Source organism: Acinetobacter sp. ANC 4862, from assembly GCF_004336635.1.
GTDB lineage: Bacteria > Pseudomonadota > Gammaproteobacteria > Pseudomonadales > Moraxellaceae > Acinetobacter.
Window position 1 is genome coordinate 1 of the sequence record NZ_SJXH01000059.1, and the last position, 11007, is coordinate 11007.

14 protein-coding genes and 2 pseudogenes are annotated in these 11007 nt (G+C 42.8%); 5 read left to right on the forward strand and 11 right to left on the reverse strand.

The annotated features are described in order from the left end of the window. From tnpC to tnpA (E0409_RS15945), 3 genes are all read right to left on the reverse strand, one after another. Nucleotides 1-1236 (reverse strand): IS66 family transposase (gene tnpC, locus E0409_RS15935; protein WP_131292483.1); only part of this gene is annotated, 1236 nt, incomplete at its 3' end. A 74-nt stretch (nucleotides 1237-1310) separates the two neighbouring features. Continuing rightward, a complete protein-coding gene (gene tnpB / locus E0409_RS15940; RefSeq protein WP_074947976.1) occupies nucleotides 1311-1646 on the reverse strand; it encodes an IS66 family insertion sequence element accessory protein TnpB in 336 nt (111 codons plus the stop codon). Further along, a complete protein-coding gene (gene tnpA / locus E0409_RS15945) occupies nucleotides 1643-2104 on the reverse strand; it encodes an IS66-like element accessory protein TnpA (protein WP_131292450.1) in 462 nt (153 codons plus the stop codon). Before tnpA (E0409_RS15945) ends, tnpB begins: the two co-directional genes overlap by 4 nt. Before the next feature lie 69 nt (nucleotides 2105-2173). On the opposite strand from tnpA (E0409_RS15945), the pseudogene E0409_RS15950 reads away from it, so the two are divergent. Continuing rightward, nucleotides 2174-3430 (forward strand): annotated as a pseudogene (locus E0409_RS15950) (NAD(P)/FAD-dependent oxidoreductase); the annotation flags it as partial. A 266-nt stretch (nucleotides 3431-3696) separates the two neighbouring features. On the opposite strand, the gene E0409_RS15955 reads toward E0409_RS15950, so the two are convergent. The 7 genes from E0409_RS15955 to E0409_RS15985 form a co-directional block, all read right to left on the reverse strand. Then, nucleotides 3697-4323 (reverse strand): class I SAM-dependent methyltransferase, encoded by a 627-nt coding sequence (locus E0409_RS15955; protein WP_131292453.1) that lies wholly within the window; start codon nucleotides 4321-4323, stop codon nucleotides 3697-3699. Nucleotides 4324-4350: 27 nt separating this feature from the next. Then, on the reverse strand, nucleotides 4351-4686 hold the full coding sequence (locus E0409_RS15960) for a carboxymuconolactone decarboxylase family protein (RefSeq protein ID WP_131292456.1): 336 nt from the start codon (nucleotides 4684-4686) through the stop codon (nucleotides 4351-4353). 68 nt (nucleotides 4687-4754) lie between these two features. After that, on the reverse strand, nucleotides 4755-5150 hold the full coding sequence (locus tag E0409_RS15965; protein ID WP_131292486.1) for a rhodanese-like domain-containing protein: 396 nt from the start codon (nucleotides 5148-5150) through the stop codon (nucleotides 4755-4757). 246 nt (nucleotides 5151-5396) lie between these two features. After that, nucleotides 5397-6179: a sulfite exporter TauE/SafE family protein gene (locus E0409_RS15970; protein ID WP_131292459.1), complete on the reverse strand. Its 783-nt coding sequence runs from the start codon at nucleotides 6177-6179 to the stop codon at nucleotides 5397-5399. 71 nt (nucleotides 6180-6250) lie between these two features. Continuing rightward, the gene (locus tag E0409_RS15975; protein ID WP_131292462.1) at nucleotides 6251-7123 is read right to left on the reverse strand and encodes an MBL fold metallo-hydrolase; all 873 of its coding nucleotides are present in this window, start codon (nucleotides 7121-7123) and stop codon (nucleotides 6251-6253) included. Nucleotides 7124-7125: 2 nt separating this feature from the next. Next, complete coding sequence (locus E0409_RS15980; RefSeq protein WP_131292465.1) at nucleotides 7126-7542, reverse strand: YeeE/YedE family protein; 417 nt, start codon at nucleotides 7540-7542, stop codon at nucleotides 7126-7128. Beyond that, on the reverse strand, nucleotides 7543-7959 hold the full coding sequence (locus E0409_RS15985) for a YeeE/YedE family protein (RefSeq protein WP_131292468.1): 417 nt from the start codon (nucleotides 7957-7959) through the stop codon (nucleotides 7543-7545). 111 nt (nucleotides 7960-8070) lie between these two features. On the opposite strand from E0409_RS15985, the gene E0409_RS15990 reads away from it, so the two are divergent. Beyond that, the gene (locus tag E0409_RS15990) at nucleotides 8071-8382 is read left to right on the forward strand and encodes an ArsR/SmtB family transcription factor (RefSeq protein ID WP_131292471.1); all 312 of its coding nucleotides are present in this window, start codon (nucleotides 8071-8073) and stop codon (nucleotides 8380-8382) included. A gap of 4 nt (nucleotides 8383-8386) precedes the next feature. Here the strand turns inward: E0409_RS15990 and E0409_RS15995 are convergent, their stop codons facing one another. Beyond that, on the reverse strand, nucleotides 8387-8749 hold the full coding sequence (locus tag E0409_RS15995; RefSeq protein WP_131292474.1) for a YidH family protein: 363 nt from the start codon (nucleotides 8747-8749) through the stop codon (nucleotides 8387-8389). 172 nt (nucleotides 8750-8921) lie between these two features. On the opposite strand from E0409_RS15995, the gene tnpA (E0409_RS16000) reads away from it, so the two are divergent. The 3 genes and pseudogenes from tnpA (E0409_RS16000) to E0409_RS16010 all read left to right on the forward strand — a co-directional run. Then, the gene (tnpA, locus tag E0409_RS16000) at nucleotides 8922-9335 is read left to right on the forward strand and encodes an IS200/IS605 family transposase (protein ID WP_131292477.1); all 414 of its coding nucleotides are present in this window, start codon (nucleotides 8922-8924) and stop codon (nucleotides 9333-9335) included. A gap of 16 nt (nucleotides 9336-9351) precedes the next feature. Then, nucleotides 9352-9957, forward strand: a complete 606-nt coding sequence (locus E0409_RS16005; RefSeq protein ID WP_131292480.1) for a helix-turn-helix domain-containing protein — start codon at nucleotides 9352-9354, stop codon at nucleotides 9955-9957. A gap of 866 nt (nucleotides 9958-10823) precedes the next feature. After that, nucleotides 10824-11007: pseudogene (locus tag E0409_RS16010) on the forward strand (hypothetical protein); the annotation flags it as partial.

Genomic DNA, 11007 nt, shown 5'->3' on the forward strand with positions numbered 1-11007 from the left:
ACTATGCTGTTGTCGGTATTCGCGGCGGTGTTGCGCTGTACCATCCGTCTTTTTCCTGAGTTCTGCTTCTATGGCATACAGTTTCTGAATCAGCACTAATGCCTGTTCAGCGACCTGACTTTTTTTGGTCACATGCAGTTCGTGGAATTTACGACGTGCATGTGCCATGCAGCCCACCTCAATGACCTGACCTGATCTAAAGCGTGCTTTGTAGCCACTGTAATCATCACAGACCAGATGGCCCTGCCAATCTTTTAGAAAGGCTTCGGCATGTTCACCAGAGCGACTGTCTTGAAAGTCATAAATCACGGCTTGAATTGGATTATATTGGGTTGTTGCATAAGCCCAGACATAACCTTTCTTCGGTTTTTTATCTTTATCATCCATCCGCATGATGGTGACGGGTGTTTCATCTGCATGAATCACCGCTTGCTGTAGGATCACCTTTCTTAATGCATCGGTTAGGCGTTCTAACTCTACACCACAGCGACCAATCCAGTCAGATAACGTTGATCTGGACAGATCAACACCTGCGCGTAGAAAGATCTGGCGCTGACGGTACAGCGGTAAATGATCTGCATACTTCGATACCAGTACATGGCTGAGTAATTCAGGACTGGCGATTCCTTTCTCAATCACATATGCCGGCATTGCTTGTTGGGTCAGTGTGTCACATTGATCACACACCCATTTGCCACGAATATGCTGTTCCTTATAGAACTGTGCCGGTCTGAAATTCAGTTTTTCACTGATATCTTCACCGATACGACGCAAGGTGCAGCCACAAGCACATTGGGTTGATACAGGTTCATGCTCAATACGGATGGTGTATAGATGATCTGGCAGCAGTCGACGTTTAGGTTTGTTGGCTGGGGCTTTCTGCGCAGCTGCATTCGTTTTATCTGCATTCAGTCGTTCCAGTTCCAGATCAACCGCAGCAATATCTTCTTCAACCGCTTCGTCCCATAGGTGGATTTGTTTTGCGGTTAGATGTTCGTTTTTACTGCCGAATTTATGCTGTTTAAATAGCGCAAGTTCATGCTCGTATTTTTGGTTGAGAATAGAAAGGGGTTGAACTTGAGCATCTAATTGCTTATTTGATACTTCAAGATGCTGAACTTTGGCATCTAATTGTTGTTTATCTTCTGCGAGTTGTTGATGCTGCAGCGCCAACTGCCGGGTAAATTCCAGCAGTTGTTCATGGGTCAGTTGGCTTAAATCAGGCAGCATTTTCATGACCGCAGTATGGCTGAGATCATGAATATGTGTAAATAAAACGTTTGGAGAATAGCAGAATGGATGAGCTTGGTTTAGAGCATAGTCACCACCTGCTGTCGTCCAATTCTCTGCCAAGGCAAACCTTGGATCAGTGCCTGTAACTGCTCCCGACTGATGGCTACTGTTTCACCTTGGTGAACCTGAGCCCAGTGAAATTTGCCCTGTTCCAGCCGTCGGGCACACAGCCAGATGCCCAGTCCATCATGCACCAGTACTTTCATGCGATGGCCACGTTTATTACAGAACAGGTAAGCACAATGCGGTTTGATATAGCCAAAGGCTCTCAGCACCTGAGCCATGGCAGTATCCATACCTGCACGCATATCCATCGGCTGGGTAGAGAGCCAGATTTCATCGATACGGATCATTTGATCAAGCCCTGAATTAAAGGCAGTAATTCCTTTGCTGATTCCACCGGCCAGTCGATCTCGATCATCTGATCCCTTGCGGAACCTTGTTCCTTATGCAATGGAATCCTGATATGAGCGACAGCATTCTTCTCCGGCACAGGTGGTGGAGGTGTTTCTTGTTTAGTTGCGTCAGGTGGCAGAGGTGCTTCTTGTCTGACTGGAGTCGGGTGAAGAATGACGGGAAGAAAGTCGGTCTGTGGACTGGGTGGGCTTTTTAATGCCGGGACCATTGATCTGGACTGGCGAATCCATTTATGTAGCAAATTGGCATTGATCTGATGTTGCATTGCCACCTTGGCCACCGATGTGTCTGGCTGCAGGCAAAGCTCGACCAGGTGCTGTTTAAAATCAGTTGCGAAGATTCTGCGGGTTCTTTCTGTCGTTTGTTCAGTGTCTATAAAAGTGTCTAAGGCCATAAACATAATGTCCATTTAATAAATAATGGACACTATCGGGATATTGAGAAAATAAGAAAAGTGGGGTTCTTTCCAGGTTTAAATGCCGACCTTGAATGTGATGTGGTGGTGATTGGTGGTGGGCTACTTGGCGCATCGACAGCACTACATCTTTCTGAACAGGGCGTAGATACCATTCTGGTGGAAAAAAACCGCATTGGCGGTGCAGCATCCGGTCGTAATGGCGGACAGCTCACACCAGGTTTGGCGCGTTGGGAAGCGGCGGAAATGATCGAGCATTTCAGCTACGCAGATGCGAAAAAACTCTGGCACTTTACCTCTACTGAAGCGATGTCTTTAATTGATGACATTGCAGCAAAATACCAACTTGACCTACAGCGTAAACGTGGACATATCACCGCAGCAGTGCATGAAGGGCATCTGGTCGGTTTAACCCAGGGGGCAGATGCACGTAAATTCTTAGGTGAAGATCACACCAAAATTGTCGGTGAGCATGAGCTGAAACAGCACATTGCTTCAGAGAATTATTGTGGCGGTCTAATCGACTCGCTTGGAGGGCATATCCACCCACTCGCACTGAACCGTGGGCTGGTTTATGGCTTCTGCCAAAACGGTGGACAAGTGTTTGAGCAAACTGAAGTCGTGTCAGTGGAAGAGCGTGAAGATGGGATTTATGTCACGACCACAAGTGGTGTAATAAAGGCACGTAAGAGTGTGGTCATGGGCGTGCATCATGCCTCGTTTAAACTGCTGCAAAAAAACAATCAGACCACCATTCCGTTTTATACCTATGTATGTACCACAGCGCCTTTGGAAGTCGATTTAAAAGAATTACTGCCCACCGATACACCTGTATATGACACCCAGTTCCAAATTGACTACTACCGTGGGGTCTCCCAAAACCGAATTTTATTTGGCGGTGAAGGAACAGGCTCATGTTGGAGTCCTGAAAAAACCCATCAATATTTGTTAGGTCGAATCAAGCATGTGTTTCCACAATTGAAACAGGTTGAACTTGATTTTGTCTGGAGTGGTACAACAGATTTGACCATGAATGGTGCAGCCGACAGCCGTAAATTTGGCAATAAATTCCCGATTTATGCAGTTCAAGGCTGGAGTGGGCATGGCGTGGCGCAAACGGTGCGCATCGGTAAAGCGATTGCAGATGATTTCTGTGGTAAGGCCGATGATTTCAATATGCTGACCACTATTCAGCATCAGGATATTTTGTTTGGTCGCACACTTGCCCCTGTGGTGATTCCAATAGCCAAAACTGTTTATGGACTGGGCGCACTGGTGAATCCGGGTAAGATGGTGTCTTTTTAAAAACAGAAAACCCTCTCCCGCTGGGCATAGGAATCTACACACATCTTAAGTTTTAAATTAAATTGAAGAGCATGCTCTTCAATTTAGAGCCTGTAGAGAGCCTGTAAATAATTTTGTGCAATTGCTTGTTGAGTGATGGCCTTGTAATCTTTCCATCACACCTTTCAAGCTGTTGCAGTGAAGTGTGTCTAATCAACAGGGGTTCGGTCTCTCAGCTTTTTTGAATTGAATATCATTGACTTAGACCCCTATTTGCAACAGTGCCCTTATTTTTGCTTCATCACTTGTATCGCAAATTGAATCACATGGCATTTACCACAATGTAATTCTCCCTCCTGTCTTTCTTGTTCTCCGACATAAAAATGATGGAGATGGTCCTGCCCAAATACGTCCAGAATGGATCGAGGATCGTATAAATATTCGATATTTTTAGGCCCCCCGGTTTGATAGTTGATCTGCTCCTTGGAATACAGCTCACCGATAAACCATCCACCATTTAGCAAGGATTCTCTTATGCCTGCTAAAACCTGTTTTTGCGTTTGTGTATCGAAATGACCAAATACACAAATCACGTTTTGATAACGCTCGGACGGCCATTTCGCTGCTGTTAAATCAACATTTTTGAGTTCGAGCTTTATCCCTGTGGCTTCGGCCTTGCTAGACAGATGCTTCAAGGCAACATCTGAATAATCCCAGACTTCTGCCGAAAAAGGATAATTTTGCTGTCTTGCCTGCTCAGCCAGGTACAGGATATTGCGTCCTTCTCCTTCAGCAATTGCCAGTGTTTTACCTTCTATCCGGATTTTTTCCGCAACCTCCTGGATAAACAGGTTTGCTGCTGTGCCGTACAGGTCCTGCGTCTGGGCATACAATTCATTCCAGTGCTGACTCATTTCATCCCTCCATTTACTACAATCAAATCAGCTGGAAAACTCTTTAAAGGCATCCAGTGCATTTGCGGCATACATCAATGAAGGTCCACCGCCCATATATACCGCAACGCCCAGAACTTCCTCCAGCTCCTGCAGGGTCATGCCCATTTTGACCAGGGTTCTGACATGAAAGCCGATACAGCCATCACAACGTGATGCGACACCAATCGCCAAGGCAATCAATTCCTTGGTTTTGGGATCAATCACACCATCGCGCATTGCGGTCTGGGACAACTGATTAAAACTTTTCATTAAATCAGGTGAATCCTGAGTTAAGGTTCTTAAACTGCCTGAAATGTTCTGGGTTAATTCTTTGTATTTCATCACTACTTCTCACATTCAACAATCAACAATCAACAATCAACAATACGGTTGTTCACCTATTCAACGGCTTATTTTTCTACCGGATAGCCCTGCTCCAGCCAGGCCTGATAACCACCCTGAACCGACTTGACCTGGGTAAAACCCATGTTCTGTAAGGTATCGGTTGCCAATGCGGAACGTCCACCCGTACCACAGATCAAATAGATCGGCTGATCTTTAAGATGTTCCAGTGCCTGCATGGTATCGCAATGATGGCTAACCAAAGGATGTTGGTGAATTCTCATTTCTAAAACACCACGAGGATAATTAACCGCCCTGTCTATCGCTGCCGCCTGAAATTCATCCGGTTCCCGAACATCAATCAGAATCGTTTTATGGTTTTTCATCGCCTCAAACAGTTCATCTACGCTCACTTCCTGAATCCGGCTTTTTGCATTCTGGATCAATTGCTCTGCAGTTTTCATCATTTTCATTCTTCCTCGCTCATCAAAATCATATTTATATTTTACAAACTATCATTAAGTAGATTAAAAGCTCTTTGTTGTAAGCTCACACCGCGGCTGTTTCAGCACTATTGCAAATAGTCTATTTGCTAAAGTCATTTCAGACTCTACACCTGCTGGATATTCATTCAAATGACAGAAAACAGGGTATCCATCTGTCATCCAGAAGCAGACTTTCTATCTCCGTCCGGACAGCACTTCACGGGACTAGCCCATGAGTGCTGAATAGATTAAATACACAGCTACCCCAATCACAGTGGTGGCAAAAATCTTCTGTACCCTGTTACTTTCAATCCGGTGCATCAGACTACGTCCAATCAACATCCCCACAATACAGGCCAGGACAAAAGTCAGTGTGACCGAAACAGGATATTGAAAGCCATCCAGCACATGGGCATAAATACTGACACCGCCAATCAGGAAAATAATCATCAGGGAAGTCGCGACGATACTGCGTATATCGAGGTCTGTAAATTTACGCAGGGCTGGAACAATTACAAAACCCCCACCCACTCCAAGCAAACCGGTCAGCAAACCCGCCACTACGCCAATACCGGCGAGGAACGAGGCAGTTTTCACATTCCAGATCAGGCGACCGGTCGTTTGATTGACTTTACACGGTGGATTTTCATGGTCATTGACTTTATTAAAGAATATCCGGTAAGCCACAATCAGCATCACCAAACTGAAAGCCAGCGTCAACCAGACCGGAGAAACGATATCGGCTAGATGCACGCCATAACGGGCTGAAGGAATACTGATCAAGGCGATCCAGAGCGCAGCACGATAACGTACAATACGCTTGAATAAACCTTCGAACGTTCCAACGAATGCGGACAAAGTGACTGCAAGCAAGCCCACAGGTGCAGCCTGTGCCACAGTCCAACCCTGACTCGCCATCAGTGCCGGTACAGCCAGAATACCACCACCAGCACCGGTTAAACCCAATAACCCACCGATGGCCAGCCCTTCAAGTATCAATACCCACATAGCCACTGTTCCTCTATTTACTAAAGCAATTAAACAAAAGACAAACCTTTTTGTTTAATCTTGAAAAATGCCTATTTGAAGTAATTGAGTGGAAGTTTTAAATAAGAAACCCCATTCTCTTCTGGCGTTGGGAACTGTCCACCTTTCATATTGATCTGAATGGAAGGCAGGATCAGCTTCGGCATACTCAATCCGGCATCACGCTGCTGACGCATTTCTACAAAATCTGCTTTACTGACCCCACTATGCACATGAATATTATGCTGTTTTTGTATCTGAATCGTGGTTTCACCCTGATATTCATGACGTGATTCAGGCAGATAATCATGACACAGGAAGACCCGTGTATCCTCTGGCAGTTCAAACAGCTTCTGTACTGAGTCATACAGGACTGGCGCACTGCCTTTTGGAAAATCACAACGTGCTGTACCATAGTCTGGCATGAACAAGGTGTCACCGACAAAGACTGCATCTTCAATCACATAGCTCAGGCAAGCAGGTGTATGTCCCGGTGTTGGAATGTTATAGACATCCAGCTCACCGATTTTGAAATGTTCACCATCTTCAAATAAATGATCGAATGGCTGATTGGCATTCACCTGCTTGAGATCCAGATGATAAATTGCAGCAAAGGTCTCCTGCACCACAGCAATTTTCTGGCTGATCGCAATTTTCCCGCCCAATTCCTGTTTCAGATACTGCGCTGCAGTCAGGTGATCGGCATGAACATGGGTCTCCAAAATCCATTCCACCTGTAAAGCCTGGGCTTTAACATAGGCAATGATACGATCTGCCTGGGTGGTCGATGTCGTTGCAGATGCCGGATCATAATCCAGCACACTGTCAATAATGGCACAGCGCTTTGTGACTGGATCGGATACCACATAACTGAAGGTATTGGTCGCTTCGTCAAAAAAATCCTGTACCAGCGGGTGTTTTACCATCGTTATTCTCCTGCCCATTTACGATGCAGCAATACGCCGATCAACATCGCAATAATAAAATAGAAGACCTCGTAATGCCCCAGGCCAATCAGTGTAAAGCTAGGTGCAGGACAGACCCCGGCAATCCCCCAGCCGATACCAAACAACAGGCTACCAATGATTAAGCGTGGATCGAGTTTTTGACTGGTAGGCAATACAATAGGTTCGTTAAATACGGTTTTCGGTGCTGCAGAACGCATAGCTTTTTGAAATGGAATAAATGCCACGGCAATTGCACCCATCATGACAAAGGCCAGACTGGCATCCCAATCACCAAACAGATCCAGGAAATCCAGCACTTTTTCCGGATTCGACATCCCGGATAGCATCAGCCCTACAGAGAACAAACCACCGAAAATGAAAGCAAGGAAATTTTTCATTTAGAAAGCTCCTGTGATGTGGCGAATGATGTAAACAGTGACAAAACCGGCAAACATAAAACTCATGGTGGCCACGATGGAACGTTTAGATAAACGGCTCATCCCACAAATGCCATGACCACTAGTACATCCAGACCCTAGGCGTGTACCAAAGCCAACCAAGAGACCCGCAACCACCATCATCAGCGGACTCGAATTCAATTCAATTTCTGGCTGAACAAACAGCCCATAGATAAATGGCACCGTGATTAAGCCTGACATAAACCAGATCGCAGGGGTTTTAAACATCGTTTTAGGATTCAGTACCTGTCCGATTAAGCCACTGATGCCTGCGATACGACCATGCACATACAGGTAACCGACCACAGCTACGCCAAGCAGTAATCCACCTAAAAATGCGATGAGAAAATCATGCATAGTACATCTACTCATTTACAATATATAATTTTATATTATATAATAAATAAAAATATTCAAGCAGAAGTACTGATTATTTTGTATCTCATTATTGGTTATTAGGACACATTCATGAACACTGCTCAGTTAAAAGCGCGAATAGACTTTGCACAAGTCGATCTTGTCAGTGATTGTCTGAAAGTTTTGTCAAACCCGGATCGCCTTAAAATTCTGTGTGTCCTGGTTGAAGGTGAGCTCAATGTACAGCAAATTGAACTACGCACTGATATCCAGCAACCTACCTTGTCACAACAATTGACTGTACTGAGAAAAGCAGACATGGTCAGCACTCGTCGTGAAGGTAAACAGATTTTCTATCAGGTCTCTGATCCTAAAGTACTTGCTCTTATGCAAACGTTGTATCAACTGTATTGTGGAGTTTAAACAATCAATGTATCCAAAAAGAAATGATCAGCAGAAGCCCAGTCAGCAAGGTAAATAGATTGAGCCAAACGGGATGCTGGGTGTGATAATCAGGCAAAAACTCTGTCTGGGTTAATGATTTCAGTCCGGTACGGTATTGCCGAATCGATGCCAGATTAATCAGCATACCAAAGACAATCACTACAATACCCAACCAGTGACTATATACAATCTTATGTTGGTACTTCACAGGATCTACCAACTGAATGAGTAAATTTGATTTTTCAATTACAAAACCAAAGGCAATCAGGGCTAAACCACTCCGGTTCCATGCCAATGCTGTGCGCTCCAGAGCAAACAAGACCCGTGGATCTTCGAGATTTGACATATCTTTCCCTTATAATTTAACCACTGAGCGTAATTCCCCCGCTTCTATAAGCGGTGGGATGTAAGCTCTTTATTTATATTTTTTCGATAAAAATATAAATAAACTATTGATTGCAGAACACATCCTGTCTGTGCTAACTTTTATAAATCAGTCTATATTTTTAAGTTGTTAAATGTCTTATAGTTTAGATACAAATGCTCATTCAGTCTTTTTACTTAATTATCATTTGATTTTGGTGGTGAAGTACAGACGTAAGGTTTTCACAGATGAGATTTCTAACCGAGCCAAAGAAATATTCAACCACATTGCACCAACTTATAAATTGGAATTGATCACTTGGAATCATGATGTTGATCATGTTCACATCTTATTCAAGGCCCAGCCTAAGTCTGAATTATCTAAATTCATTAATGCTTACAAATCAGCAAGCTCAAGATTGCTTAAAAAAGAATTTCCACAGATTAAACAAGTGCTGTGGAAAGAAACTTTCTGGTCCCAATCGTTTTGCTTACTTACAACTGGTGGTGCGCCACTTGAGGTGATTAAGCAATATATTGAGAACCAAGAACACAACCATAAGCATTGATTTTGGATTACCCACAATGAATGATATTCCAGCAAGCAAGGCGACCAAAAAAGGCTTTCCTAAAAAGAAAAGTCTGCCTGCTGGTGTGCATCATCATGCGTACAGATTTCCAATATTTCCAACAGAAGAACAAAAGGTTTTGTTGGCTAAAACCTTTGGTTCCACAAGATTTATGTGGAATGCGCTTTTGGCAGATTCAAAAGCTGAATATGAGCAGACTAGTAAACACCGTATCAATACACCTGCCAAGTATAAAACTGAATTCCCTTGGCTGGGTGAACCCGACAGCTTGGCTTTAACCAATGTTCAACTGAATCTAAAAAAAGCTTATTCAGCCTTTTTCGATAAAGAGAATCCTGCAGGCCCACCATCTTTCAAAAAGAAAACCCATAGACAAAGTTACACCACAAACAACCAGGTTAATGAGAAAGCCCCAAATGGTTCTATCTCGCTGGTTGGCGATGAAAAACAACGATCATTGAAGCTCCCTAAACTAGGGTGGGTTTCAATTAGGGTGCATCGTGAGTTGGGTGGTGTGATTACCCTAATTCATGTTACAGATGCCCTACCTGGCCAATCCCCGTATCCGGATAATCACAAATTTGAATTAATTAAAATATAGAAATTCTATACTTCGTTGAGGTGTAGCTCTGCCTCTCACGTGTCCTTTAGAATCAAAAATATCAATAGTTGTTGGCTTAGCATTTGAGCTTACATTTTGACTTGAATTGTATTGTTCACCCATTCAAATCTATCAAAAAATGGTTATTTAAAGTGTCATTGGTACTCATCAGGGGGTGACTTTTATTTTTAAATTTATATATTTTCTCTGAGTAGGACTCAGTGCCGAGTTTTTAATTTATTCGGCAAATTTTGAGTCCTTCATAAAGTGTGAAAAATAGCTTGTAGCCTATTAATATTTTATTAACCTCTTTATCTTCTTTTATAGCTGCCGCAATTCATTGGTCCAGCTCTTTGATTGAAATGATATTCATCAATAAGATATGATGAGACGAAGAATATCCTACGTACTAACTGTTTTTTCTTCTATGAGTGTGGCAGTCCACATAGCAAACTAAAAGTGCCTGCCAAATCGTTGGCTATCCATGGCTCACTTTTTCTTGTTATAGAAGATGATCAGTAGAACTGCAATAATAGCTAAGATTACAATAATTATAGTTATTTCCATAGCTTGACCTAAAAGACATAAATTTAACATCTCCATAATAATTTATATGAATTCTTAATGTTTTACTAATTCGTTATAAAATTCTCAAACTCGGTAAAAGGTAGACTTTTTAGCATTGAAGAGTCATGAATTGTTGAAATAGATTATAAATTAAGCTTTTTTGAATTAATATGTTATAAATATTTCTTAAAATTTTTCTCGAGAATAAAAATGCTCATTGAACTAAAAAAAGATTTTTTCCTTAATACTGCTTATATTAGACCTCTTGCGAAAGTAAAAACCACCTCAATCTAAGTTTCATGAGATATCAGAACTTAAACCGTTTTTCAGATTCTGAATTTAAACGCTTGGTTGGCGTACCTCGACCAGTTTTTACCGAAATGGTAGAGGTTTTAGAAAAAGCAGAATCACTCAAAAAGAAATCAGGTCGTCCTCATACTTTAGCTATAGAGGATCAGTTGTTATTAACGCTCAATTACTTAC